Genomic DNA, 26,590 nt, shown 5'->3' on the forward strand with positions numbered 1-26,590 from the left:
ATACCTTTAAACTTCTGGCCGATGCCTTGCAGCTCCATGTTGATAGCTTATTGACCAATGACGTGGCAACGGTGAAGGACTTGGAGCTGTTACGTAAATTTGAAGTAATCAGGGAGCTGACCGGTGAGACCCGCTGGGTTGTCAGTACTCTCCTAGATATGGTCATTCGCAATTTTAGGACTAAAAGGGCTTATGCCCAATAGATATTTTTTGCCTGGCAACAGCAAAAAGCCCTCAAAACGATCCGTCCGAATTTGCTTTGAGGGCTTTTAATTTGAAGGTTATCTACTGGCTGATTTTAGCAAAGTGCCCCAGCTGTAAAAACAGGGCCTATTTTAATCTGGTCAACATTTTCCGGGTAGAGTCGACGCTTAGGCAGCCCCGTTTAGATAAACCCAGTAAAGCGAACCACTCAAACCCGGTTTGCAAGGGGGTTTAATACCCCATTTGATAGTGGATATGAAGGGGGATTATATGGGGGATATGAATACAAAAAACGGACTGTAATAAAAAAAGCACAGGCCCCGAATCCAGAGCTTGGTATTGTTAGCTTAAATTGTATGTATTTTGATATCCGTTCAATGAACTTAAGTATATCCAAGTCGATCTTATAGTTAGCACTTCTGCCTTAGAAGCATCTCTCAAAGTTATCCGTTTATAGTCACTGATCTGTTCGATTATAATACTATCAACACTGGAAATAGCCTTTTCCAAATCTATTTCCTCAATTTTGGCTTGAATTAAGTCCAAAGTTATTTGCACAGTGTTTATATTTCTATCTAACCACTTTTTTGGAATTTTCTTTGGAAATTCCCCCAGATCGAATCGGATATTGATTATAAGATCTTTACCAGTTGTGATTTTAATTTCGTGCAGGAATAAATTTTCTAGATCTGGCACTTCATCCTGATATATGGCCAGTAAAGCCTCTCTTTTTTCAATTAATGATAACCACATATTTAGTTCTTTTTAAACGGATCAAAAGGATAATGTGCATTAGTACCAGGCACTGTACCTGTCCTTGTATTTTCGGATGGTCGAACATTAAAATGTGGTTTTGCTGCTTCACCTCCAAATTGAGTATGTCCGGCAGAATGATCTTGAATAACAACCTTAGAACTGGAATTGCAATAGTTAAGCGGACAAATGGTTAAGCCGCAATTTTCTGTTTGTTTAAAAGTTCTTCAAATTCTTTCGGTGAGACATATCCTAGAGCAGAATGAATCCTTTTTTTATTATACCAGGTTTCAATATACTCGAATACAATTACTGCCGCCTGCTGCTTATTGATAAAGGTATTTTGGTAAACACATTCTGCTTTTAAAGTCTTAAAAAAGCTCTCTGCAACCGCATTATCCCAGCAATTTCCCTTTCGACTCATGCTTCTAATAACAAGGGGGTTTTTATCCAGCAAGCTTTTAAATTCATTGCAAGCATATTGAATTCCCCGATCCGAGTGGAAAATTAATTCACTTGTAATACTTCTATTTTTACAAGCCATTTTCCATGCAGGTATCACAGTATCAATGGCTTTCATGGTTGAGCTAAGTGCCCATCCTACTATTTTCCTATCAGCTAAATCCAGTATCATGGTGAGATATAGCCAGCCTTGTGTCGTCTTAATATACGTTATATCAGATACCCACGCAGTGGCTATTTTATCCACTTTGAATTGCCTGTTAAGCTTATTTTCCACAACCGGATATTTATGCTCAGAATCCGTTGTGATGCGGAATTTTTTCTTAACAATGCTTCTTATTTTTGCTTTTTTCATCAGTCTGGCAACCCTCGGACGAGACACTTTTACATCCTGCTTAATCAACTCCCGAGTGACCCTGGGGCTTCCGTATGTTTGTTTACTTTTACTATGAATAACCCTGATTTTTTCAGTAAGAGCCTGGTTTTCAATGGCTGCATTTGATAATTCACTGCTCAACCAAGTATAAAACCTGCTTCTGCTTACCTTAAAAACCATGCACATTTTCTCAATGGGAAATATTTTCCGGTAATCCTTTATGAACCGGAATATTTGCCATCGCTCCTGGAGAAAATGCCGACAGCCTTTTTTAAGATATCTCGTTCAAGTTGTGTGTCACGAAGTTCTTTCCTTAGCCGGGCCAATTCCTGTTCCGTTTCGCTCAAAATCACCTTTCCGTTGCCAGGGAAGCTGCCATTTTGTTTCGCAGAAAGTTCTCTGCGCCAGCGGTATAGCATTGCCGGCGGAACATCTAATTCTTTTGCCAATGCACTAAGGTCTGTGCGGCTGTTGCTTAGTTCAACACTCATTAGTTTGAACTCCTTGTCAAATACTCTTCTTTCTCCAGACATAAGTGTTAAGTTATAAAAGTTTCCCTTAACTCAGTGTCCGCTTAAAGGTAGCAAGTCCAGTATTAGCCTTAACGAGATAAGAGTCAAACACATCAGGCCAGAATTTTATAGTTAGTAGCTTGAGACGTAGTATGTCAACGAAATCCTGGCGCTGATCAGTCATGACAGTTTCATCGTAACACCTGGCAAGAGTCCCGGCTATGAAGCCAGAAGCCTGAATGAGCATATCTTCTTTATCACTAACAAAGCCAAATGTACTTTCGTTGAACAGGTTAGAAATATGGTTTTGGCTTACATATTTAATGAAACCCTCCATAAAAGTGTCAGTCCCAAAAGATCCTGCAACCATTTCCAGATTTGAAAAGATCTTGAACAGTTCCCGGTCAGCGACTCCATGAATAAATTTGTAAAATGACCCTTTGTAACGTAACCCTTCCCCTACAAGTTGTCTTTTATCAACCACCAATGCGAAAATTTGAAACGGCACTTCCAACAAATCTTCCAGAATCAGTTTCCGTTTGATGTGATCATTGGCTACAAGATCTGAATCAATGACACCGCTTTGAAAATGTTTGTTTTGAATTGCCTTTAATATTCTTTTGGCTTCCTGTATATGGTTTTTATGAAGTATAAGAGCCGTCAGGACAAAGTGGGTTGAAACCCCTTTTTTTACAAATTCCATTCCATTGTTTCCCCACTGTTCCAGAAAGGCTATTTGGTTGTACATCTTCTTGTGTTGGCGTTCAGATTCAAATGAAATTATTGAATAGTCAATATACTGAGAGTTCCCATTTTTTTAGCAATCTGGCCATTCAAAACTAGCTTTGTCATTCTAAATGTTTATGAACGGACTGAAATTTGTTTAACAAAAAATATAATCTGGATTGGAATAGGGCAGTAATGTTTTAAAATACCGTGGTATAATCGTACTCTACTCCCTTAGATTTTTCTTCACTTTTAGTTCTAAAATTGGCCTGATTTTGCCTTTTTAAATTCCATATTAGCGGTGCACCTAAACTGATTACATTATATTTCAGGCATACACTTATAATATAGGACTGCAGCTAATACTTGTATAAATAGCACTCTATCGGTGTAGTCGGGCCAGTTGCATTTCCAATGTATCACGACCTAATACCCCGTAAAGAAGCATTGCTTCTGCAGTACGATTTTTGATCGTGGCACGTAGTGTGTTTTGAGGATAGAAGACGACCAGCAAGGCATTTTGCAGACTATCAAATTCATAGCTTCCAAATAAACTTTCAGTAGGGTCAAACCGGTATGGGTTTGGACTAAAGGCACAGCCTTCAAATCCTGCAAAATAGACCCGGTTCCAAGCCGCATGATGTGTCAACCAAGCTGTAGCCGGGTGAACCCGGCCATTGCGTATCAGTTTTTTTACTATCCAGGTACCTTTTAGGGTTTGACCAGAGGGATGGGTTGCGATTGATACTTTAAGGCACACAAAAGCTGAAATAATAAGTAGCAGGCGCAGGCTATGCCTGACACAATTACGCCTAAAGGGCATAGCAGGAAAATGATCAATTAAATCCCAAAAAATCATTTTGAGTTTTTGGGCATGCAGCATAAGCAGAAACACCAGGGCCAGCAGATAGATGAACGAGTTAAAAAAGGCCTCAATGGTAATTTTATAGAATATGTTAATCAGGATAATATTTACCATCACTGGCAGAAGTATGATTGCTCCAAGAAAGGTTGTCCTTCGATAGAGCAAAAGGACCGGTCCCCCGATTTGAAAAAGGCAACTATAACTGCCAACAGATAGGAATAACCAAAATAATACCAGGTCAGGCTCATGCCGTCAAACGAACTTATGGGCATGTCAAGGCGGAAATAAGAGCAGATTTAGCAAAGCAGTAGCTGTCAGAGCCGATTCACAAAATTTAAAGAGCCAGGAGGTCCGGCTACCAGGTAAAGTTTGTATCATAACTTGAATACGAATCTTTCACTGGCTTGATTTATCAATTTAATATAAAGGGAAGTATAATATAAGTTGAAAATGAATCCTAACAATGGGTTAAAAAGTCATGTGCCACTTTGATACCCAAAGTGCAATTTTCTATTTTATACTGACTGAGGCACTTTACCTGTCTTTTTAGATATTTGGCACCTGATCTAATCAACAGAAGCGTAAAGATCTGCATCTATTCCCTGGTACAATTTCCAGTTTCAATCCACCTAATCCGGAAATCAGCATTTGAAGTTTTGCAGGATAAAAACGGGAAACTTATAGCGAAGGTTTACTCTGTACAGATTTAAATGGAGGTCATTAAACTGACACTTTTTTAATGTTCTCTTGATCAGCCCGGGACTTTTCCATCAAGCTTTTTCAGCCTTCAATTTTATGTGTGACCGGTCGGCAAATGCAAGATGATCAACCTTTGGGTTCAGCCAGTCTTCATATTCATCCGGATCCAAAACGACCAGCATACGCTCCCCTTTGTTATGAATCTTTTTCATGAGCGCATTGCCTTCTGTGGTTACGATCGTGTAACAGTATGTAATAATACCGGTTTCCCTGTTATGCCATTCCGTAAATAAACCCGCACACAAAAATACCGAATCATCCGGCCTGGTTATCAGATACTTTGTTTTTGCGCTCTTTTTCGCGTCCGGATCTTCCCATTGCCATTCATACATACCATCCATGGCCACCAGGCAACGGTTTCCGATCTTGTGTTTGTAAGATGCCTTCTGCGGAAGTTCTTCGATCCGGGCATTCAGGCAGTTCATCCGCGCCTTTTTTGCATCCGCTTCTGTTTTAACCCAGTCTGCAATCAGTCCCCATTCGTACAGGTGAATCTTTTTACGATCATCAAACCGGACAATGGGTGTGGCCGGATTAACAAACCCGTTAAATTCTGCTGCCGGCTCAAAGGTGTCCGGTTCGTCGAATTTCGCTTTTGTCGCTTTTTCAATATCGATCGGCTTTGAAGTCAATTTTGTATGATAACACATAACTACACTATTTTATTAAGTCGTAAGCAGATTATACAACTTTTTAACCTAATCAAAATTCGGGCCATTGATCTTCCCATTTAAATTTTCAGATGTTAAAATTCCTTACCGGCTTTTCGTTCAAATGCCGGACTTACTTCTTCCATTTGGCACTAAATTTCTCTTCTGATAGTTTTGGGTTGCCTTTCACAGCGATTTTGGCGCATTTGATGACTGTTAAAGCAGTATATCCAAATTCGAGGGTAACGGTTCCGGCAATCAGATAAGCCCCGCTGCCTGCAAAACTGTATTCTTTCAGGCTTGGTGGAAAATGGACGGTATCAAAAAAGTTGCCTTCACTGTCCAGGTAATTGCCAAACATCATGATTTCCCCGCGCTTGGTGCGTACCGGCTTATAAGTCACGTATTCTCCCACCATACGAACCGTTTTTCCTACATGCTGCGGCATTTCGCGCGCCAGGATATCGCCACGATAATCCGTGCGCAGCATATCAAACCAGCTACCGGAAACCGGAAATCCCAACAATTCTATTTCATCATACAAATGCTGAACCAGACTGTAATCGAAATCAGGCAGCGTTGGTATTTTTAATGGTTTTTCAAACAGGTCCATTAGCTTCGCTTTGTTTTCCAGACTATTGGCCATGTATAAGGCTTCCCATTGGAGTGTAGTTTTTACCTTTCCGGTAAAACGGAAAGCACCTGCCTTGATAAGAATGGCAACCTGCGAGGATGTAATGCCGGTACGTGCGATAAAATTTTCCAGGCTTTTATAATGCCCGTTACTTTCTCTTTCGTTTAGTATTTTAGCAGCTGTGTTTTGCTCCAGTTCCAGTATATAATCAAAGCCCAGGTATAGGTCTGTACCGTAAAGTGAAGTAGTCACACAGCTCATATTTACGCAGGGCAAATGAATAACGGCACCTGCTTTTTTGGCTTCATTTATATAAGTCCGGCGGTCGTAAAAACCGCCATAATTATTAAGCACACTCACCATAAATTCAATCGGAAAGTATGTTTTCAGGTACAGGCTCTGAAAACTCTCTACGGCAAAAGAGGCTGAATGCGCTTTTGAAAAGCTGTAACCGGCGAAACTTTCCATCTGTCTCCATACTTCCCTGGCCGTCTGCTCCGGATAACCAAATCGCCTGCAGTTGTCAAAATACCTGCCTTCGATCTCTTTCAGATGCGCCGTGCTTCTGCTTTTGCCTGACATCATCCTTCTGAGCACGTCCGCATCAGCCAGGTCCAGGCCGCCAAAGAAGTGCCCGACCTTAATGACATCTTCCTGGTAGACCATCACGCCGTAGGTCTCTTTAAGCTGCTGCTCCATGACCGGATGCAGATAAACCGTAGACTCCGGACTGCGGTGCCTTTCGATAAATGCCTTCATCATGCCGGAGCTGGATACACCTGGCCGGATGACCGAGCTTGCAGCGACAAGCGTAATGTAGTTATCACATTCGAGTTTGGTAATCAGCTGGCGCATGGCAGGTGATTCAATATAAAAACAGCCGATGGTATTGGCTGATTTGAGCTGAGCTGTGATCCTGGGATCTGTAAAGAAGCGGTGTGGTTCTGTGATATCCACCTTTTCGCCCCGGTTTTCTCTGATAAGCTGCACGCAGTCCTTGATATGGCCCAGGCCGCGCTGGGAAAGTATATCAAATTTTTCAAACTTGATGTCCTCGGCCACATACATATCAAACTGGGCTGTGGGCAGGCCCTTGGGCGGAAAATCCAGGGCGGTGTAATTGGTGATCGGCTCCTCACTGATCAGTACCCCGCAGGCATGAATCGTCCTTTGGTTGGGAAAGTCTTCCACCATGCCTTGCAAGCTGGCAATCAATTGCAGGGCGTGCTGTGAATGATAGGCCGATGCAGGGTTTTTGATCAGCTCGTCTATTTCAGATTTTGGCAGACCGTATACTTTCCCCAGTTCGCGGATGATGCTTCTGTCTTTGAATGTGCTCATAGCGCCCATCAGTGCCGTGTGCCGGGTCTGGTAACGGGTAAAGATATATTCGTAGACCTGATCACGGTCTTTCCAGCTGAAATCAATATCGAAGTCTGGCGGGGTTTTCCTTTTGGGATTCAGGAAGCGTTCAAAATACAGATCCAGCTCAATCGGGCACACATCTGTAATGCCCAGGCAATAGGCCACAATCGAATTGGCGCCGCTTCCCCGGCCAACATAGTAAAAATCCCGGGAGATCGCGTAGCGGATGATATCATAGGTAATCAGAAAGTAGGAGGAAAAGGCCAGCCCATCAATAATGCGCAGCTCTTTATTTACACGATCGGCTGCTTCCCTGTTGTTTTTACCATACCGGCGCACCAGGCCTGCCAGCGCCAGTTTTTCGAGTAAAAGTTTATCATCATAGGCATTACCGGTATAGTATTTTTTATTGCGGACGATACTGAAATCAAAGTAAAAATGGCAGTGTGACAAAAGTATTTCAGTGGTACGGATAATCTCGGGGTAGCTTTTGTATGTCTGGCGTAGTTGGTCCAGGGTAGGCATGATCTCATCCGGACCGGCCAGCATCTCAGGCTGCAGGCGGGAAAAGATCAGGTTGTGATCTACGGCGCGAAGCTGCTGATGCAGCTGGTAATCTTTGGCATTCTTGACGGTAACGGGCCAGAGTACCACGTAGCGCTCCCGTATGGCATAGGGATCTTTATAAATTCTGGCCGTATCCCCTGGTTTAATGCCGATCAGCTCGTTTTCAAGAAGCCCCCTTTTCATTTTGCTTCCGTAGGGATAGATAATATACACCTCATCGAATTCAGGCGCCATCTCATCCATCGGCTGTTTCTGCTGGTTCACTTTGCTCATCCACTGGTTTAGTTCTGCAAACCCGGCCTCGTTTTTGGCAATGCCGATATAGAGAAGCTGGTCACCGTTTCTGAATTCCATCCCTACCAGTCCGTTGATACCGGCCTGTCTGCACGCGCGGATGAAGGGAAAGACCGCTGAGGAGTTGTTGATATCGGTCAGTACGGCTGTGCTGTGGCCTTTGGCGATGAGCTCAGCAACCAGCTCATCAATGCTGATCGTACCATAGCGGAGACTGTAACAGGAGTGGACATTCAGGAGCATTTTAGCGGGTGTTTAAAGGGTTAATAAAATATTTAATTACATTTGATGCTAATAATATCAAATGCATGATCCTAATGGTACCAAAATAAAAATGGAAGCGCAAGAAATATTTTTAAAAGAGAACCTCCGGTTTCTTAGGGAGCGCCGGAAAATGACCCAGCAGGCCCTGGCCGAAGACCTGGGTTTCAGCCGTGTAAAGCTCAATGCGATCGAAAGTGGGAAGACGGCTAACCCGGTACTGGAAGATGTGGTGGGCATAGCCAAATACTTTAAGCTGGCCGCTGACACGCTTCTGACCGTGAAGCTCTCCAAACTGGGTGAGCTGAAACTCCGGGAGCTTGAATCAGGCAGTGATGTGTATCTGACCGGAAAGAACATCCGGGTACTGGCTATCACTGTGGCGCCGGACCAGAAGGAAAATGTTGAGTACATTCCTGTTAAAGCCAAAGCAGGTTACCGGGCAGGCTTCGCTGACCCGCAGTACCTGGCAGAGCTGCCCAAGTTTAATATTCCCAACCTGCCTTCGGGAACCTTCAGAATGTTTCCTACCATTGGCGATTCGATGCTACCTGTACCGGAAGAAAGTCAGATCCTGGCCCGTTATGTGCAGGACTGGAAAAGCCTCAAACCGGACACGCTTTGTATTGTGATTCTGAAAGCAGACCAGGACTTCGTCTTCAAGCAGGTTACCATACAGCAGGACGGGCTTCGGCTGCATTCGATGAACAGGCTTTATGAAGACTACGTTGTTGCTTTTTCCGATGTACTTGAAATATGGGAGTATTACAGCTTCCACAGCAGACAGCTGCCCGAAGCGCTTAGCGATCTGGCTGTGGTGATCCGGGAAATCCGGAAACTGGAAGAAAGAATGGTTCTGAACCTTTAACCGGCACATAAGCAATGCAAGCAGCTAATCAGAAAACAACTTACCGTATGCAGGTGCATATCATCCACAGCCTTTTGCAGATGGTCAAAGCCCGCTTAAAATACCAGCCCGGCATGGATGAGGCTGATTTCATGAAGGTCAATGCACTTCTTTTCCAGCGTATTGCAGGAGCCCTGCAGGATAGTTATAACCTGGATTACAGCACCGCACATGCATTACAGGCAGCCAGGCTCTATCTGAATGGGCTGCGGCAGTAAAAGTTAATTTTATTAAAGTTATAAAAATGCAGATCAGCAAGCTGAAAAAGATAGTAACGTTATGATAGTAATTTATTTTTAAACTAAACAATCAAAAACAGAAATGGCATACCCACCGGATCAAGAGCTGGTACTGTTTACCGATAAGCACAAAGTTATCCGTGAAGGAAGATATATTTTAAGTATGCATGCTTTTGTAGAGCTGGAAGGTGATGAGGGGCCAGAAGACTGCAAGTAATGTTTATGCCCAGCAGGATATTGTAAGCTGGCAGTACTTAACAAGATCAGATGTTGATCAAGGATTGATTGAGGCGCTTTAATTCAGCACATATCGCATATTTAAGAATTGTATGAATAAATTTGAACAGGAGCTCACAGGCCTCGAAGGCTTTTTTACAACAGCTCAATTGCCAGCTGAACCATGTCAGCTTAATAAATATATGACTGTACATGATATAAGGCTTTTTATTACGTCTGAGGCACAAAAGATTCAGAAGGTATGAAGGCAGTGATCTTGTTAAAGATTCACTCTTTAAGCATTTAAGGGAATTGAAAGCCATGACAGATCGTAATTAGATATTGATATGCTTTACAGCTTAGTAAAGCTGCTCAGCACCGTAGATAGAATGAAGTATTCCTGCTTTTGCAGTCAGGAAAAGAATTTCTTTCATGATAAAATGAAATTTATCATTGATTTGTGTTTTACAGATAAAACCGGATACGCCCTGCATTGGAATTTAAAGACAGAAAGATACAGGTTGACTGTATTGCTAAGCCTTAATGCATTTAAAAGACCTGAGAGGCTGCCCGGAAGGTATTTGTGTGGGCTTCAAGAATCGTCCTGAGCTGAGGGGAATAGCTGCCACCCATGCTGCACTGCATGGGAATGCCATGCTTTTTAGCAGTAGATAACACCATTTCGTCCCTTTGCCTGCAGCCCTGCTGAGTACAGGCCATCCGCCCTATGCTGTCGGTATGAAGGATATCAACACCAGCCTGGTAGAAAATAAAATCTGGTTTTAGCTGGCTGATAAGTTTGGGAAGGACCTCTGCCAATATCCCTAGGTAAGTTGAGTCGCCTGTCCAGTCTTCAAGCGGGATATCCAGGTCACTTTTTTCTTTTCTAAAAGGGAAATTATTTTTACCATGCATCGAAAAGGTAAACACACGGGGTTGATTTGAAAATATATCTGCTGTCCCGTTGCCCTGATGGACATCCAGGTCAATGATCAGGACCTGTTTGACTTTTTTATGGTCAATTAAATACTGCGCTGCCACAGCCTGGTCGTTAATCATACAAAACCCTTCGCCATAACCAGGGCCGGCATGATGCGTACCACCGGCTATATTGAAGGTAATACCGGTATCAAAGGCTTTAAGTGCACCTTGTAGTGTTCCACTGGTGATCCGCAGTTCCCGATCAGCCAGAAGTAGTGTCTGCTCAAAACCAATTCGGCGTATCTCTTTCCGGCTCAAATTTCCCTGCAGAAAACGGTCTATATATGCACGCTCATGCACAGCATATACGGCTTGCATGTTCACAGGGTCCGGGCTGAAAAAGTCGGACGGTTCGGCTATACCTTCCCGCAGCAGCTGCATAGGAAGCAGTTCATATTTGTCCATCGGAAAGCGGTGCCCTTCCGGTACGGGGTATTTGTAAATGGGGTGAAATGCAATCGGAAACATGCTGCTGATAAGATTGCCAATAATAGTGGCAAACAAATCTAATGAACTTGCTGTTAATACAATTCAGGACTTTCACAGTATTAATTACTGATAATGGAGCGATCAAAAATACGGTCGTTAAAATGAAAAATGACGTACGCCGCAATTTATGCGATATTAGCAGTGCAGACCCCAATCTAGTACAGATTAGTGCTTCATAGCACACGTTAAATTGTACGATGCAGCCTACATTATAAAATGCATGAGAAACAAGCGGCCACTAGCTGTTGATTACTCAGGCTATTCAACAGATATGGCACCAAAGGTAATAAGCTCAATGATAAATGTTATCGTTCGAAGGGGCTGACAGCGATACCTTCGTTTGTCATTAAAATCAAAAATTATAAAAGACAAACAAATCAATATTGTTTCCGACATATCCCCATCATCGGCTGAGTTAATAAACTTTTTAACAGTAACATTTTTGAGCAAAAGAAATTCCGAATAGCGGATTATGGATAAAACAGGTGTGATTATTCATGTGGTAATCCAACTAGCAGACGCCAGGGTAGTGCCTTTTAATGCAAGAAAGGGCTGCGCCCCAACGCCAAAAATAATACATCCTGCACCTTCGTGTATGCCTTCAACTACAACGCTACTGATCAGGTCAGTCTTAACTGTTATAAGCGCACCAATGACCTTTGCCGTTAAGTAATAAATTTTGCCATGATAGTCGGGGAATACTTTTATTAATTCACGCTTTCATCACTTTCATTTATAGTAAAGTAGCATCACGCGCAGTGCAATTTCTCAGAGTAAAAATGTTAATTTTAATGAGCGTGTAACGTACAGAGCAATTTTCATTTCGGTAACCCGGTTTCACAGCTTAAAAAACAGCCATGGGGCATTAAACACGTGGGTTTGTTAAATACCTTCAAACAAAAACAAAAAAATTGCAAAACATGTAGATATACAATTACTGGCCAGAAAAAATGCTACGCTATCCATTGCTGGTGTTGACATTAACACCAGGATTGCTTGAAAAAAGGGCAACTACTGATCTAATGATAAGCTTAGTTTTATTGGTTCAAAAATCCCATTGATACCCAACGGACCTGAATTGCGGCACAGTTGATAAGTGTTTATTCAGTACTTAAAATTAACCTGAACTATAACAATATGAAACTTCTCTTGTACAGCCTTGTTTGTTTCAGCTTTTTTGCAAATGCGCAAGCACCGGCAAAACGAATCGTCCTTCGAAATGCTAATGTGATTGATATAAAAACCGGAAAGGTTTTATCGGGCACGTCTCTGGTGATAGAAAGCAAACGAATTTCAGCCTTGGGCAAAAATATAAAGATGCAAACGGGTGACAGTGTAGTTGATGCTACAGGCAAGTATGTCATACCAGGTCTATGGGATATGCACACGCACGCGTTCGGCAAGTACGAAATGGCCTTTCCGCTGCTACTTGCAAACGGCGTCACAGGGATACGTAACATGCACACCACGGCAGAAAACCCCATGCAGCTTCTTGCATCAATCAGGAAAAGCTTAAATGACAAAACCATACTTGGGCCTCGATTGGTCGCCAATGGGCAAATAGTTGATGGAGAACCTGCGTACTGGCCCGCGACCTACATTGTGCATGATGCGGCCGAAGCTCGGATTGCGGTTGATACACTAATTAGAAGCGGTGGAGACTTTATTAAAGTGTACAGTAATCTATCCAGAGATGCTTATTTTGCGATCGCCGACGAATGCAAAAAGCGAGATTTTCCCTTTGAAGGACACGTACCCTTTTCCATTACAGTAGAGGAAGCAGCAATGGCCGGGCAAAAAAGCATTGAACACTTTACAGGTTTGATAAACGCGTCTACGGCAATAGAGAAAGAGCTCATGCAGGAAGAAGTGAAAGCAATGCGTAGCCAGAGCGATAGCATTGAAGACATAACTTTTCGTCATATAATTGCAGCACAAGATGGGCAAAAAAGAACGGAGGTATGCAGAATCCTGGCAGGTCGAAAAGTATGGCAATGTCCAACCCTGGTCGTAAACGAAATAGGCTTTGACACCTTGGTTATAAATGATCCTCTTGTGAAAAAATATATGCCTGCTTCGGTGTATAAATCTACACTAGACATGATTAAAACAATCACCACTGAATCCGAAGCTTTTTTTGAGATATCTTCAAAAATGAGTAAACTTCGTTTTCTCTTGCTCCAAGAAATGAACAAAGAAGGTGTTCCTTTACTGGCCGGCACTGATGTAGGCAATCCGGGATTATTATACGGCTTTAGTCTGCATCAGGAACTTGCTTTATATGTAAAAACCGGATTGACACCTTTGCAAGCTTTACAAACCGCCACCATAAATCCCGCCAAATTTTTTAGTTGGGAAAAAGATTTAGGCACAGTGGAGAAAGGTAAGTTTGCAGACCTTGTGCTACTGGATGCGAACCCCTTGATAGATATAGAAAACACGAAAAAAATTTTTGCAGTGGTTGCAAACGGTCGGTACCTGGGTCGACAAAGCCTGGACTCCTTATTAGCCGAAGTTGCTGTACTCGCTAGGAAAAATTAGGAATGAAGAAACAGAATGAAGACCGCTCTTTGATAGACAGTCTTAATCGTGGTCTACCGCGATTTTCAGATTCCTGGCATCTTTAGCACTTGTTTCATTTTTTAGCTGCCAGTTTTGCCGGGCATCTACGCTAAACGACAGAAGTGATATGAAATCTAAACCTTTCTACTGCCTGTTCGTCTCGATACTATGCTTTGGTCTCACGCCCAAAACAAGGGGCAGCCCATTATCGCAGAAACAACAAAAACAAGTTAACTACTCCACAGGTTTTTGGTCATCGAATTTCCACTTCCAAAAAAGTAAGTTTATGAAAACTATTATCTTTATCAGTATGGGTTTATTTTATGTGCTACCTAGCTACTGCCAAACCCCAAGCATCTCAGGCAAGCCTGAACAGGAAATCATTAAATTGATGAACGATTGGATGATTGCTGTCATGAAACGAGATGCTAACACATTAAATAAAATCGTTGCCCCCGAATTTAAATTGGCCGAGGCCAACAAAGCTGCATTTGATAAACCGGTCGTGACACGAGAAACATGGATGATGAATGGGATACAGCATCTAAAGGTCGATTCGGTTCATTATTATAAAATGCACGTGGATATTATTGACAATGTGGCCGTGGTTAAGTCAACCTTCTATTGGTCTGGCTCATTTCGCGGGAAACCGTTTATTGACTCAACCTCGGTTCTGGTTGATACCTGGCTGAAACGGAAGGCTGGCTGGCAGGTTGTCAGCCGACTCCGGGTTGATGAGCCGCCAATGCAAAAATAAGCAGGTCGGGTTTTGTAGATTAGCCACGAATGTGATTTTCCTAGTCAAAAGGCTGTCAGAGCTTGTGCCTTGCAATTTTTCAGGGCTGAAATGATTGTGCTCTTCCGACTCATCTGCAACAACAAACCTTGCTCCCATAATTGCCGGTTCAGCAACACTGATCCGTCCGGATCAGTGTTGGACATAAGAAGATTAGCACCAAATGCCTTCGGATAAAACCCTATGGCGGCAGTGCAATTTTTTACGTTTAGCGTGGGGACAATGACTGCCAGATGTGAATTATGTTGATGTGAGTTCATAATTCTTTTTACCACAACAGTATGCTAAAAAAGTCTGAAATGGTGACCTCATGTATAGGTCAGACAAGTGTCTATTAGATCAATGCGGGATGATAAATTATTTCAATTTGTAACCGCTTGGAGCTGTTTAAAAATTCGGTGGTATTTGTGTACTCTAAGCTCCCTACCATTTTTCTTCCCTTTTGGCTTATAAAACAACCATTTTTGGCACATTGAAATTCCATATTAGATTCTGTGTTAATAACCTATAAAAATTTCAATTTTTTATACCTTTGTTTTTGAAAGCAGCCAAGAGCTAGCTTGAATAGCATGTTTATGCATTTTGTGCTGACATGCTATTTTTTTGTCCTAATCTTTGGATTTCATACGATTTGTCATAGCTAGTTTGGTTCTTAAATAGTGTATATGCCAGTTCCAATAATTTTCTTTGGACAGCTATCAAAGCCTTCATTTTGATGCCCTGTTTACTGACGATTCTTACGTACATATTTTTAAAATTCTCATCATATTTCACCGCAGTCATTGCAGGGAAATACATGGCCTTTCTAAGGCTTCGATTTCCTTTTTTGAGATTCTTGGCTTGCCTTTTATTGATGTACCAGATTGTTTTTCTTTGACGTCAAAGCCGGCATAACTTGAAAGTTGTTTCTTATTTCTTATCAATTCAAAACCGTTTGTTTCGTATCCGTCCGGTGATACCCATATTTTAACAGATTCGCATAGTTCGTAATCTTGTTTCATGAAAAATGAGACAGAAAGAATGCGTGAGCTGTACGATCAGTGGCAGACGCAAGGGATAAGCAAACAGGCTTTTTGCAATCAGAATGGTATAGGATACCATAAATTCAATTACTGGGTTAAGAAATTCCGCCACAAGAATGTGGCCACCATGTCACCGCCCCGTGGGTTCAGTCAGATATCAGTTCCGCAACCAGAATTAATTACGCAAGACCAACAGGCGCTGGCAGCAATCACTTTTCCATCCGGAGTACGGATAGAGCTATTCGATTCTTTGGACGCATCATTTATCAGGAAGCTCATTCTTTAACATGTTAGCCTTATCTAATAGTTGCCGGTACTTCCTATACCGGAGCCCAACAGACATGCGCTATGTTATATACAGTTTGGCTGGCCTGGTCCGGAATGAATTGGGCTTTGATCCGGCGAGCGGAGACATTTTCGTTTTCTTAGGTAAACGACTTAATCAAATCCGGCTCTTGCAGTGGGATCGGGACGGGTTTGCGATGTATATCAAAAAGCTAGAACAGGGCACTTTTGAATGGCCACAGTCAGAAAATATAGCCATCACCAGCCATCAATTGACACTTCTTTTACAGGGTGTAATGCTGGATTCCGTCCGCCTCAGAAAACGTTATCAGCAGACAAATCAGGTCACAAAACAAGAAGGAAAATTAGCGCCAAAAGTGCCTTAATAACTTGTATAGGCTTGTTTTAAGCCGTATCTTCGAGTTATGGAAGACACGGCGACGGACTATAAATTACTTTATCAGCAGGCAATTGCTGCACATAAAAAGTCGCTGGAATTAATATCGGAAAAGGATGAGCAGATCCAGGCTCTGAACTTTGAGCTTGATAAATACAAGCGGTATATATTCGGCAAAAAGAATGAAAAACTGGCCAGTGTCCACACGGATGCAAACCAGATTGATCTCTTTGAACTGGGAACGGACCAGCAGCAACAAGAGGAACTTTCACAGCAAGTCGCTGACGTTGTAAAGGAAAAAACTCCTGCCAAAAAGCGTGAAAAAGGAACGGGGAGAATGCTGCTTCCTGAGAACCTGCGCCGTGAGATCATCATCATTGAACCTACCGAAGACGTTACCGGCTGTATTATAATCGGAGAAGAGGTCACTGAGGTATTGGACCTTATTCCTGCTGAATTTTTTGTGAAGCGTTACATCCGTTACAAATATGCCCGTGCAAATGGTGAGGGCATCATAACCGCATCACTTCCAGACCGTGTGATCGATAAGGGCATTCCTTCCGAAGCGGTCATTGCCCAAATGGTTGTTGATAAATATGTATTTGGTCTTCCACTTCACCGTCAAATCGATAAATACAGAAGATTGGGAGTGAATGTTCCAGCTTCCACCGCCTCTGATTGGATCATGAAAGGCTGGCAGCATCTCGCTCCTTTATGGGAGCTTTTAAAACTGCTCGTTCTCAATCAAAAGTATTTACAAGCCGACGAAACACCTCTCAAAGTGCTTGATAGAGATCACAAAAATGGGATCCATCAAGGCTTCATGTGGATATATAATGCCCCTTGCGACAAACTGACGCTGTTTGACTATCGGAAAGGCCGCGATCAAAGTGGGCCCAGGCAGATGCTGGAAGGGTATGCGGGTATCCTTCAGGTTGATGGGTACGCCGTCTATGAAAAGCTCTTTGGTAGCCATCCAGATATCCTGCTGGTCTACTGCATGGCCCATGCCCGCCGTAAATTTGTTGACGCTCTTAAATACGACGAACAGAAAGCTACCTATGTACTCGAACGCATGCAGCTACTTTATGTCCTCGAAAAGCAGATGCGAGAAGAAGGGGTGGATTGGGAGGAGAGAACCAAATTAAGGCAGAAAAAATCGGTTCCGGTTCTTTTGGAATTAAAGGAGTGGATGACAGAGCAGCTTCCGCTGGTAATCCCCAAAAGTCCTCTCGGTCAAGCCATAGCCTACACCTTACCCCGCTGGGAAGGACTGAGTGCGTATGCATTGCATGGGCAAATTGAGATCGATAATAATCTTGCGGAGAACGTAATCAGGCCCCTTGCAATTGGACGAAAATCATTTTTGTTCGCTGGTTCCCACCAGGCAGCTGAAATGACAGCAGCTATGTATTCCTTTATGGCAACATGCAAAAGGAATGGTGTTGATGAACAGGAGTGGCTCAAAGATGTCTTCGAAAGAATCCAGTCACACAAACAAAAGGATCTCTACCAGTTGCTTCCAAATAACTGGATTGAGTACAGAAATCAGACAGGTTGATCTACCTGTCAAAAAGCCAATCTACACAATGTGGGTTCGTCGGACGGATACTTTGTTTCTGCTAAAATAATGACAGCTGTCAATTCGCCGATTCCTGGAATACTGCTAATTATCTCTACTTCTTTTTTGAGCTCAGAATCTCGACTGAGAACCTGAAGTATATCTTCCTTGATTTCTTGCTCTTGTCTGTTGAGAAACCAAATCCGCTCCCTGAGACGCTCTAAACTCCGCTCATGTGGTTCTGCTTCCTGACTTTCCGCATGCAACTGATTTTTTACCACCGAGCGCTCTGAAATTATTTGATCACGTTCTCTGGTAAGTTGTTGAAGACTTTTGTAGTTCCCTTTGGGACGCTTCCAGCTATCTAATTTTCGCTCTAATCCAAACCTGGCAATGGCTTCAGAACAGCTTTTATCGGTAACGGTTTTAACTTCCAAAGTTCTGATATAATTGCTGATCTTGTTTGGTAAAACAATACTTAAAGCACAGCCATGATCATCCAGGAAGTAAGCAAACTTCTGATGATATACCCCCGTGGCCTCCATCACAAACCGCACCTCTATATCAGGATCTATTAACTTATTAGTCCACGTAAGCAAGGATGAAAATCCCTTTTCGGTATTACTAAAAACTTTAAAAGCATACAGCTCAATGCTTAAATCCGCCAGCAACCGACCTAGTGTGACAACTAATTCTTTCTGGGCAACATCTACTCCCAATACTTGTTTTAAAGTGCTCATACTTATAATGTTAAATGTTAACATAAAGTGATGAATCTCCCGGTTCGTCTTGTCTCCTGGTTGGATATTCTGGATATTGAGCAATACTCAATTCCTTACATTCTGTTCAGACTCGAAAAGATAAAAAAGGATGAGGCAATTTCTAAAATCCAATATACTTCATGAGTTATTAAGTGGTACATCTGCTCTCATCCTTTTATCACTTTATCTTACAAATCTAACTTTTATCCTTTAGACTTAATTAGCTTCGTAAACATAGGAGTGGTACACCAAAACAAATTACCGTATATTGCAAACCGGCACGTTAAACTGTACTATTTGGAATGGTGATTTGATACATTAGGGTCTCGAGGACCGAGCAAAATCAGGATCTGCAGTTTGATGCGCTTAAGAAAGCAGGCTGTGAGAAAATATATCCGGAGCTTCCATGCAAAGACCGTAATATATAAGGATGATTTCGGAGCTTCGAAAAGGTGATGTCATCGTTGTCTGGTGCATATTCCGGGAAAACTTTACCACCATTCCGGGCTGTATATTTACCAGTAATTCCGAAGGAAACTTTACCAGTAGCTAAGTACTTACATCACTGAGGATGTTAAGTTGAACATTCAATATTAGTTTTTTATTTTCGTCTTCTCAAGGAGCGCCCCACAAGATCAATTTTATTTGCCGATGCTGTGAGTCTATCGAGCACCGCGTCGGCAACTGAAGGTTCGTTTATGAACTCATGCCATTTGTCTACCGGCAGCTGCGAGGTAACGATTGTAGCGGATTTCCCATACCTGTCTTCCAGGATATCCAGCATGGCCAGCCTTGCGTCTGGCGATAGTGGTTTCAGACCAAAGTCATCAAGAATCAATACCTGATGGCCCGCTATATTACGGATCCATTTCAGGTAAGAACCATCGAGCTTCGCCTGAGAAAGGTTTTCCAGGAATTTATTCATCGAGAAGTACAAGGTCTTGTAGCCCAGCAAGCAGCTGCTGCGACCTATCGCACACGCCAAAAAGCTTTTACCTGTTCCGGTTTGCCCACAGATAAGTATATTTTCAGCTTTCTCAATAAACATTCCGTCGGATAACCGTAGCAGCATCTCGCGGGAAAGCCCCCTTTCGGGGGTGCAGATAACTTCTTCAAGCAGGGCATTGTAACGCAGTTTACTGTTTTTTAGCAGCCTTTCTGTTCGATAATGATTTCTGTATTCGAGCTCGGACTGACACAGTAAGGCGATAAGTGAATGTGCATCTTCCTGCTCGTGTGAGGGCAGCGCTAAGGCAGCCTGATATCGTTTGGCCATTCCGGTAAGTTTGAGAACATTTAATTGCTCTACGGTCATTTGAGTGTTCATAATCTGTACTGTTTGTTAAATTGTTTTATAAGAATCTGCACCACGGATGTTGGTATGAACGGGAATTGGGGAAGGTGATTCGGTCAGCTCTACAACCAGATCCATGTTGTTTTTAAGGATCGTTTTAACCACACCATAATTGTATTTACTTCCCATCAAGGCTCTTTTACAAGCTGATTCCACTCTAGCAGGACCATATTCTGTAATGAGCCTCAGTATACCAAGGCAAGGGCCGTAGGCCTGGTGAATCGTTATTTTACTCTGCATTAGTTTATCAAAAAACTCCCGTGTATAGACACCATTTTCAGAGGCCTTCCTGAGATAGTACTCTGGGTTCCATCCTTTTTGTTCAGCAATCCTTTTATGGTTCTCGGGCATGTGCTCCCATTCGGTAGTGTAGGCATGTTTTTTAAAACTTCTCTTATGAAGAGCAATCCGCTCCTGACGGTGGTAGATCTCTACACAATCGCTATCGTAAACAATCTGTACTTCTTTACCTACATACGTGCTTGGAACGCTGTAAAAGTGCCAGTCTTCGCCTACCACGACATAGTAGTTTTTATGTACTTTGCCCCGTGTGTAATGACGAAGCTCATAAGGCGTCTGAGGCAAGGGTTGTAATAAGGGCTTTTCCTCGGAGTTAAATAGCTGGTATCTGCTGTATGTTTTCTTTTGAAAGTTTTGCCGGTGATGTTCTTCAAGCTTTTGCAGGATGGCCTTATTAAGCTCGGCACGGCTATGGAAAGTTGTATTGCGGATCAGGGCGTAAATGCGGCGGTAAGTGATCAATACCTGATTCTCTACAGAAGGCTTGTCTTTGGGGAAACCTGGTCTGGTAGCCAACAGGCCTATGTGGTTATGGATAGACCACTGCTCGAGCATCTGTGGAAAGGTTGGCTCATAACGACAGGATTTGCTTACCCACTGTCTCATGTTATCTGAAATTGCATTTAAGGGTACTCCACCCAGATAATCAAGCATGTTGTTCAAGCCTTTGATTACCTGCGGCAGACTCGCATTGTCAAGGGCTTCTACATAAGCATAACCGCTGAATGGCAACACACCAATTAGTACGGGACATTCAAATAGCTCACCACTTTTCTTATCGACATAATGCAGTTTTGAACCCGCGAAGTCGATCTCCATCAGCTGGGCTGGATTATGGCTAAAATGCATACTGGGCTTCCTGCGGCCCATTTCTATATCAAGAAGTTCACAAAACCTGGAGTACTGAAAACCAGAAGGGTGCGCTTCGAGATATTCCTGCCAAAGAAGCTGGCGGGTGACACCAACCCTTTTTAATTCCAGTACAAAGTAATCGATCTGGTCTAAAAACTGGCTTTTACGCGTATCCCGGACCTGCTCCTTTTCTGGTTTATTCCCTTCAATAATGGAGTGCAGCTGATGATCACTAAGCGTTAAAAGGGTGTTATAATCACTTCCGGTTTCCAAAAACAATCTGGCATACTGATGCACAGTCTGCCTTGAAATACCGGTTTGCTTGACAATAGCGCGCTCGGAATAACCCCTTTTCAGGAATAAAAGTATCTGACGTAATTTTTGCATACTAAGTGATTTATTAGCCATTCTTCGGATAGTTTTTGATCGTAATCAAATGTATCCCAGAACGGTATAAAACCCTCAGTGGTAAAGTATGTAGCGGAAAATCCGGTAAAGTATCTGTCGGAATAACAGACTTTTAATGCCTTGATTTTACTTCCAATTGGTAAAGTTTACAGCGGAATAGCTGGTAAAACCCACCGCAGAATAACTGGTAAACTATTCCGGAACACTGGTAAAGCATGTTCGGATTTCCTGGTAAAATATGAAATCGGAATCGTGGTAAACTATAGAGTGGAATATGCAGTCTGGAGGATTGACCGGCTTTGCAGGACAACTTATGAGCTAGTCAAGCTCATGGTGGAATGGAAAGAAATGGGCGTGGACTTCCGCAGTATTTCCGAAGGCATTGACACTTCTACCAAAATGGGGCGGCTCTGGGATATGCTTAGCTCGGTATTTGCAGAAAACGAAAGAGAGATCTTGATGGAGCGGACTTTGGCTGGAATGGAAGCTGCGCGGGCAAGGGGCATGGTAGGAGGGCAGGCCGAAAGGCTTAACCAAAAAATATACAAACAATCAGATATGTGAGCAGTTAAAGATTGGAAGCAAGACCACGCTTTACAATTACTTAAGACACGAGGGAATTGAGATCGAAGGTTGGGTAACAAGAAAACAACTCAAAAATTTTATAGCTTTGTGAAATAACCCAGTTTTAAATGATAGATTTTGGCAAACTTCTTTATGTTCGCCAACCTTTCGACAAGCAGCATCATAATCAGATGGAAGCTTTAACAAATGTACCGGATGGGTTCAGAGAAAAACTCACCTAAACATTCCGTTTTGGACATGCGTAACCTTTATTATTATGATCCTAATTCTACCAACGAATATTATCAGGAATGGCTTACTAGTCTACCGGAAATCATCCTGAATTAAAAAAATCGGTAGGTTACTCAGATAGTATAAAATCTTGTCCTCTTTGCCGAATATAGAATTGGAATGAGAGTCTTCCAGATCTGTTATTAATTCCCATAGCAATTAATAATTCCGTTAAATGTTCTCTATCGAATTTTCGGTCTTTGTAGAATGACTTACAAAGTATGTAGCCATACATCAACGCTAAAAGTTATATTTCGTTTTGCTGCCTTTTATCAGAAATATATAATACGACCAAAACCGACATTTCTGAATCTACGATTTTTTTGATAAGAATTAAGAGGGTTAAATAATTAAGTTATAACAAATAAACTAAGATTAATAATTATAGCAATTGCTGATTTATCTTTCACTATTCAGATTCAAACGATGGTTTACCTAGAACCTTTAAAAGAAAAGTTGCTTTATTGGCTTTCGATACACTAATATCACTGCCATCGAGGAGTATAGCTGAACCACCATCGCCTCTTTTATAGCGTACTACACAGTCTAAGTTGATAATATGAGACCGGTTAACTCTGAAAAACAAAGGATTTTCACAAACATAATCGTAATGGCCTAGTGGTTTAGACGACACTACTTTTAGCCTGTCTTTTTGATATATCTCTGTATAAGCTCCATCTGCGGAGAACCTTATGACCTCGGATAACGTTATGTATGTCAATTCTTCAGTCGTAGCAATAGCTATCCTGCTTGGCCCGATGCTTCCGTTGCTTAACGTAGTCACCAAGTTAACTAACTCCTTAGTATAATTTATTTGGATTTTTTGTGAAAGCTTTTGTTGTAACCGACTAATAGTAATTTTTAAGTCATCTTCATCTACAGGTTTAAGTAGATAATCGAAAGCATTTGCTCTAATTGCCTTTATTGTAAATTCATTGTGCGCAGTAACGAATACTACCTGAAAGTTAATTTCAAATAGGTCTTGTAGAACTTCAAATCCATCCTTTAACCGCATTTCAATATCTAAGAATACAACATCCGGCAGATATTTTTGAATTACGGCAGCAGCCTGACGGGGGTTACTTACTTCGGCAATTACATGAACATCCGGGAACTTTGATAACTTAATTTTGAGCAGCGTAATTGCCATGACTTCGTCATCCACTATTATTGCTTTCATCTTAAATTCACAGTTTATCAATATTAAAGAATGTTAAGTGCTTTCAACGAGTGGAAAAAGTATTTCCACCCGAGTACCAGATTTGTGGAAAACAGATAAATCGTATATTTTAATAGATCCACCGAAAGATTTAATTCTTTCCTCTGTCAATTGCATTCCAAGAGATTGCCTCTCCCTTTTAAATTGATTAGAATTTTGGTTATACGAACGCTCAATTCCAATGCCATTGTCCTCAATTCTACATAGCATGGCAGCTTGATTCACTTTGAATTCAATCAATATTTGGGCATCGAAACTTAAATATCCCTTAAACCCATGTAGAATAGAATTTTCTACATAAGGTTGAATAACTAGCGGTGGGATAAGATATTTTTCAAGAATATTATCGTCAATAACAATTTCATAGGTAAAACTACGCTTAAGTCTTATGGATTCGAGATGCAGATAGTTTTTTAGTGCCTCTGTTTCTTTTGATATGCGTATTACATCAAATTGTGAATTCTCAAGTAATTCCCGCACAACTTTTGAGAATTTTTGAAGGAGAAGCTGTGCTTCAGCAGGTTTACTAGCTGCAATGTATGCCTCAATGCTATTCATACAATTGAAAAGGAAATGGGGATTCATCTGATTCCTTAATGACTTCAAACGCAGTGCTGCTAATTGAGACTCAAAAGAATTAGTTTTTACTCTATCAATCTCAGCTAAATGTTCCTCAATTTGAATGTTCTGGTTCTCCAATGTTCGAACGAGATTATTAAGCTTGATTTTTTCGACTTCAATGGTTTTACGCTGTAAAAAATCCATGCGGGTATACACTTCTAGCGAATAACCCGGAAACAATGCGAGTATGGAGCCCCCAATATTATCAATTTGATGAATAATAATAATGTCCCTGTAATCTTCAGATAACAAAGGAAACTTAAATATCATACAGGCAGTAAACAATAGCAATAAAATAATTGTACAAGTCAGGGCATACCAAAAACGTAATGCTATTCCTGAACAGGCGAAAATAATTACGAGAAGTAAGCCAGCCGGGTAATAAGTATGTCCACGGTCGGATGGCTCAAGTTGCAAAACAAAATAGACTATACTAATCCCAGCAATAATTATTAAAATGCTAAATGGAATTTGATGGTTTTTAATTTCAATTTTTTTAAATACGTTATTATTATTCCAATTAGTGCAATCAGGCCAACTGCAAAACGGACGAAGATTATATTATTAGATTTTTCTGGAGATGCAAAGATGTCTAGACCTGCAAAAGAGAGATATACAACAGTAGCAATGATAATACCCTTAACAGGCGTGAAAAATGTTAATTTATAATAATTTTCTAAATATTCTTCCTCTAATGCCGCTGGAAATCGAAGTTTTAAAGCAGCAATCCTCAGCCGACTATAGTCAGGACACGAATCATCAGTCATCTGCTGAAACTCAGTTTCTTCATTTGGGCGTTTCTTAGCTGACATGATTACTAGAATAATGATTCTTGGTACTTTAACATTCCTTCTAATATTTTATTAAAAAGCGTCTCGGGCTTTGCCTTAAAACAATTTAATCGGAAGCCATGTATTTGATAGGAATAGTAATTATTACGCGAGTTCCCGTCCTACCATACAATGACAAATCTGTTACACTTACTTTTCCCGCAAGATATATTAACCTTTCCTTAGTAAATGCCATTGCAAGTGACTGTTTATTTTTCATTCGCAACGATTTGTTTCGCAACGATTGCTCGATGCCAATTCCATTATCTTCAACGGTACAAATCAAATTTTCTGCATTTATCAGTAGATGGATTAAAATCCTTCCAAAGGATGTTTCCCTGAAATGAATCCCATGTAGGATTGCATTTTCAACATATGGTTGAATAATAAGTGGTGGGATAATAAAATTTTCACGAAGTAGAGATTCATCTAATTTAATCTGAAATGTAAAGCCATGATTAGCTCGTATTTGCTCAAGTTGAAGATATAATTTCAAGGTTTCCAATTCATCCTTTAATGAAATACCATCTGAGTTAGAATACTCCAGAGAACTCCGTATTAATTTAGAAAATTTTTGCAAAAATTCGCTTGCTTCTTGTGGCTTATGGCTAACAATATAGGCTTCAATGGTATTCATGCAATTAAACAAAAAATGCGGATTCATTTGACTACGCAATGCTGTAAGTCTTAAAGATGCCATTTCAGCTTTAATAGACTGGTCTTTAATTAATTCCATACGCCTTTGTTGTTCTTGTATTTCTATGTTTTTACTTTCTAACTGAAGCACAAGTTTATCCAGCCTATGTTTTTCTGCTTCAATAGTTTTTCGTTGTAAGAAGTCCATCCTAGAATAAACTTCCAATGAATAGCAAGCGAAAAGGCTTAAAAATGAGGCGCCAATTAAATTAAAATTATGAATCAGATGAACCGTACCAGATGAATTAGGAACTTCCAAAGGATTAATAAACGCCATAATATTAAAAACTACAATAAGAGTCAGAGTGGCCAAAAGGGCATACCAAAATCTTAGCATAATTCCTGAACATGCGAAGATAATAACGAGGATTAATCCTGCTGGATAATATGTACGGCCAATTTCAGCAGGTGACAGGTTATAAATAATTATTATAATTCCTAATCCAGCAACAATAGCCATCAAACAAAACAATGTTTGATACATACCGGTTTTGATTTTTCTGTTGTAAATCGCCGCTGAAACAATTATTGCTGGTATAGCTACCAACATACGAATGTTCAGAGTTGTATCTGTGTGTATCGGAGCAGCAAAAATATCCAAAACAAAATAAGCTAAATATATTAGAGATGCGATAATAATCGACTTTAGAGGAGCGGTAATTGTCAAAAGAAAATAATTTTTAAGATATTCTTCTTCAAGCTCCAACGGAAAACGCAGACGCCTTGCATCGCTATTAAAATGGCTATATTCTAAGATGTCCATGTCGTTATCCATAGTTATCTTAACTCTTAAATATTAGCTTTTAAACGT

Annotated in this window: 28 protein-coding genes; 10 read left to right on the top strand and 18 right to left on the bottom strand. The window is 41.2% G+C overall.

Annotated elements, in window-relative coordinates:
* Nucleotides 1-546: 546 nt before the first annotated feature.
* The 7 genes from KZC02_RS29635 to dnaE form a co-directional block, all read right to left on the bottom strand.
* Nucleotides 547-957: an Imm50 family immunity protein gene (locus KZC02_RS29635; RefSeq protein ID WP_221391969.1), complete on the bottom strand. Its 411-nt coding sequence runs from the start codon at nucleotides 955-957 to the stop codon at nucleotides 547-549.
* 2 nt (nucleotides 958-959) lie between these two features.
* Nucleotides 960-1,148, bottom strand: coding sequence for an HNH/endonuclease VII fold putative polymorphic toxin (locus KZC02_RS33480; RefSeq protein ID WP_221395234.1), 189 nt, complete (start codon nucleotides 1,146-1,148; stop codon nucleotides 960-962).
* 2 nt (nucleotides 1,149-1,150) lie between these two features.
* Nucleotides 1,151-2,328 (bottom strand): IS3 family transposase gene (locus KZC02_RS29645; protein ID WP_221391970.1). Its coding sequence is split into 2 segments (ribosomal slippage): nucleotides 1,151-2,058 and nucleotides 2,058-2,328, totalling 1,179 coding nucleotides; the frame shifts between segments, so codons are not numbered across the junction.
* A gap of 25 nt (nucleotides 2,329-2,353) precedes the next feature.
* Complete coding sequence (locus tag KZC02_RS29650; protein ID WP_221391971.1) at nucleotides 2,354-3,055, bottom strand: DUF3800 domain-containing protein; 702 nt, start codon at nucleotides 3,053-3,055, stop codon at nucleotides 2,354-2,356.
* 360 nt (nucleotides 3,056-3,415) lie between these two features.
* Nucleotides 3,416-4,012: a hypothetical protein gene (locus KZC02_RS29655; protein ID WP_221391972.1), complete on the bottom strand. Its 597-nt coding sequence runs from the start codon at nucleotides 4,010-4,012 to the stop codon at nucleotides 3,416-3,418.
* Nucleotides 4,013-4,668: 656 nt separating this feature from the next.
* Nucleotides 4,669-5,307, bottom strand: a complete 639-nt coding sequence (locus KZC02_RS29660; protein WP_221391973.1) for an SOS response-associated peptidase — start codon at nucleotides 5,305-5,307, stop codon at nucleotides 4,669-4,671.
* A gap of 133 nt (nucleotides 5,308-5,440) precedes the next feature.
* Entirely contained in the window at nucleotides 5,441-8,410 is a 2,970-nt protein-coding gene (dnaE, locus tag KZC02_RS29665; RefSeq protein ID WP_221391974.1) for a DNA polymerase III subunit alpha, read from the bottom strand.
* Nucleotides 8,411-8,501: 91 nt separating this feature from the next.
* Between dnaE and KZC02_RS29670 the strand changes: the two genes are divergently transcribed.
* From KZC02_RS29670 to KZC02_RS33485, 4 genes are all read left to right on the top strand, one after another.
* Entirely contained in the window at nucleotides 8,502-9,296 is a 795-nt protein-coding gene (locus KZC02_RS29670; RefSeq protein ID WP_221391975.1) for a helix-turn-helix domain-containing protein, read from the top strand.
* 14 nt (nucleotides 9,297-9,310) lie between these two features.
* Nucleotides 9,311-9,553, top strand: coding sequence for a hypothetical protein (locus KZC02_RS29675; RefSeq protein ID WP_221391976.1), 243 nt, complete (start codon nucleotides 9,311-9,313; stop codon nucleotides 9,551-9,553).
* Nucleotides 9,554-9,656: 103 nt separating this feature from the next.
* On the top strand, nucleotides 9,657-9,791 hold the full coding sequence (locus KZC02_RS32700; protein ID WP_255637105.1) for a hypothetical protein: 135 nt from the start codon (nucleotides 9,657-9,659) through the stop codon (nucleotides 9,789-9,791).
* Between the two features lie 112 nt (nucleotides 9,792-9,903).
* On the top strand, nucleotides 9,904-10,056 hold the full coding sequence (locus KZC02_RS33485; protein ID WP_409014233.1) for a DUF6965 family protein: 153 nt from the start codon (nucleotides 9,904-9,906) through the stop codon (nucleotides 10,054-10,056).
* A 93-nt stretch (nucleotides 10,057-10,149) separates the two neighbouring features.
* Here KZC02_RS33485 and KZC02_RS32705 read toward each other — a convergent pair whose 3' ends face one another.
* Nucleotides 10,150-10,284: a hypothetical protein gene (locus tag KZC02_RS32705; protein ID WP_255637107.1), complete on the bottom strand. Its 135-nt coding sequence runs from the start codon at nucleotides 10,282-10,284 to the stop codon at nucleotides 10,150-10,152.
* A gap of 55 nt (nucleotides 10,285-10,339) precedes the next feature.
* Nucleotides 10,340-11,239: a histone deacetylase gene (locus KZC02_RS29685; RefSeq protein WP_221391977.1), complete on the bottom strand. Its 900-nt coding sequence runs from the start codon at nucleotides 11,237-11,239 to the stop codon at nucleotides 10,340-10,342.
* A 1,158-nt stretch (nucleotides 11,240-12,397) separates the two neighbouring features.
* Between KZC02_RS29685 and KZC02_RS29690 the strand changes: the two genes are divergently transcribed.
* Nucleotides 12,398-13,801: an amidohydrolase family protein gene (locus tag KZC02_RS29690; protein WP_221391978.1), complete on the top strand. Its 1,404-nt coding sequence runs from the start codon at nucleotides 12,398-12,400 to the stop codon at nucleotides 13,799-13,801.
* A 148-nt stretch (nucleotides 13,802-13,949) separates the two neighbouring features.
* A complete protein-coding gene (locus KZC02_RS29695) occupies nucleotides 13,950-14,579 on the top strand; it encodes a nuclear transport factor 2 family protein (RefSeq protein WP_221391979.1) in 630 nt (209 codons plus the stop codon).
* 44 nt (nucleotides 14,580-14,623) lie between these two features.
* Here the strand turns inward: KZC02_RS29695 and KZC02_RS29700 are convergent, their stop codons facing one another.
* Together KZC02_RS29700 and KZC02_RS29705 are read right to left on the bottom strand one after the other, a co-directional pair.
* On the bottom strand, nucleotides 14,624-14,878 hold the full coding sequence (locus KZC02_RS29700; protein ID WP_221391980.1) for a glyoxalase/bleomycin resistance/extradiol dioxygenase family protein: 255 nt from the start codon (nucleotides 14,876-14,878) through the stop codon (nucleotides 14,624-14,626).
* A 519-nt stretch (nucleotides 14,879-15,397) separates the two neighbouring features.
* The gene (locus KZC02_RS29705; protein ID WP_221391981.1) at nucleotides 15,398-15,619 is read right to left on the bottom strand and encodes a transposase; all 222 of its coding nucleotides are present in this window, start codon (nucleotides 15,617-15,619) and stop codon (nucleotides 15,398-15,400) included.
* Here KZC02_RS29705 and tnpA point away from each other — a divergent pair.
* The 3 genes from tnpA to tnpC are packed head-to-tail and all read left to right on the top strand — an operon-like array spanning nucleotide 15,618 to nucleotide 17,883.
* Complete coding sequence (gene tnpA, locus KZC02_RS29710) at nucleotides 15,618-15,926, top strand: IS66 family insertion sequence element accessory protein TnpA (RefSeq protein WP_221391982.1); 309 nt, start codon at nucleotides 15,618-15,620, stop codon at nucleotides 15,924-15,926. The two genes, KZC02_RS29705 and tnpA, sit on opposite strands and share 2 nt — an antisense overlap.
* A 1-nt stretch (nucleotide 15,927) precedes the next feature.
* Nucleotides 15,928-16,311, top strand: a complete 384-nt coding sequence (gene tnpB / locus KZC02_RS29715; RefSeq protein ID WP_255637110.1) for an IS66 family insertion sequence element accessory protein TnpB — start codon at nucleotides 15,928-15,930, stop codon at nucleotides 16,309-16,311.
* A gap of 39 nt (nucleotides 16,312-16,350) precedes the next feature.
* Nucleotides 16,351-17,883, top strand: coding sequence for an IS66 family transposase (tnpC, locus tag KZC02_RS29720; protein ID WP_221391984.1), 1,533 nt, complete (start codon nucleotides 16,351-16,353; stop codon nucleotides 17,881-17,883).
* Nucleotides 17,884-17,891: 8 nt separating this feature from the next.
* Here tnpC and KZC02_RS29725 read toward each other — a convergent pair whose 3' ends face one another.
* The 3 genes from KZC02_RS29725 to istA all read right to left on the bottom strand — a co-directional run bounded on the left by KZC02_RS29725 (nucleotide 17,892) and on the right by istA (nucleotide 21,537).
* Nucleotides 17,892-18,623 carry a transposase gene (locus KZC02_RS29725; protein WP_221391985.1) on the bottom strand — a complete coding sequence of 244 codons (732 nt, stop codon included), beginning with the start codon at nucleotides 18,621-18,623 and terminating at the stop codon, nucleotides 17,892-17,894.
* A 622-nt stretch (nucleotides 18,624-19,245) separates the two neighbouring features.
* On the bottom strand, nucleotides 19,246-19,971 hold the full coding sequence (gene istB, locus KZC02_RS29730) for an IS21-like element helper ATPase IstB (RefSeq protein ID WP_221391986.1): 726 nt from the start codon (nucleotides 19,969-19,971) through the stop codon (nucleotides 19,246-19,248).
* A gap of 15 nt (nucleotides 19,972-19,986) precedes the next feature.
* A complete protein-coding gene (gene istA, locus KZC02_RS29735) occupies nucleotides 19,987-21,537 on the bottom strand; it encodes an IS21 family transposase (protein WP_221391987.1) in 1,551 nt (516 codons plus the stop codon).
* Between the two features lie 141 nt (nucleotides 21,538-21,678).
* On the opposite strand from istA, the gene KZC02_RS29740 reads away from it, so the two are divergent.
* Complete coding sequence (locus KZC02_RS29740) at nucleotides 21,679-22,122, top strand: recombinase family protein (protein WP_221391988.1); 444 nt, start codon at nucleotides 21,679-21,681, stop codon at nucleotides 22,120-22,122.
* Nucleotides 22,123-22,822: 700 nt separating this feature from the next.
* Here KZC02_RS29740 and KZC02_RS29745 read toward each other — a convergent pair.
* The 4 genes from KZC02_RS29745 to KZC02_RS29760 form a co-directional block, all read right to left on the bottom strand.
* Entirely contained in the window at nucleotides 22,823-23,593 is a 771-nt protein-coding gene (locus tag KZC02_RS29745; protein WP_221391989.1) for a LytTR family DNA-binding domain-containing protein, read from the bottom strand.
* A gap of 33 nt (nucleotides 23,594-23,626) precedes the next feature.
* Nucleotides 23,627-24,670 carry a sensor histidine kinase gene (locus tag KZC02_RS29750; RefSeq protein WP_221391990.1) on the bottom strand — a complete coding sequence of 348 codons (1,044 nt, stop codon included), beginning with the start codon at nucleotides 24,668-24,670 and terminating at the stop codon, nucleotides 23,627-23,629.
* A 35-nt stretch (nucleotides 24,671-24,705) separates the two neighbouring features.
* Nucleotides 24,706-25,065 carry a hypothetical protein gene (locus tag KZC02_RS29755; RefSeq protein WP_221391991.1) on the bottom strand — a complete coding sequence of 120 codons (360 nt, stop codon included), beginning with the start codon at nucleotides 25,063-25,065 and terminating at the stop codon, nucleotides 24,706-24,708.
* An 85-nt stretch (nucleotides 25,066-25,150) separates the two neighbouring features.
* Complete coding sequence (locus tag KZC02_RS29760; protein ID WP_221391992.1) at nucleotides 25,151-26,542, bottom strand: sensor histidine kinase; 1,392 nt, start codon at nucleotides 26,540-26,542, stop codon at nucleotides 25,151-25,153.
* Nucleotides 26,543-26,590: the final 48 nt, after the last annotated feature.

Source organism: Dyadobacter sp. NIV53, assembly GCF_019711195.1.
GTDB lineage: Bacteria > Bacteroidota > Bacteroidia > Cytophagales > Spirosomataceae > Dyadobacter.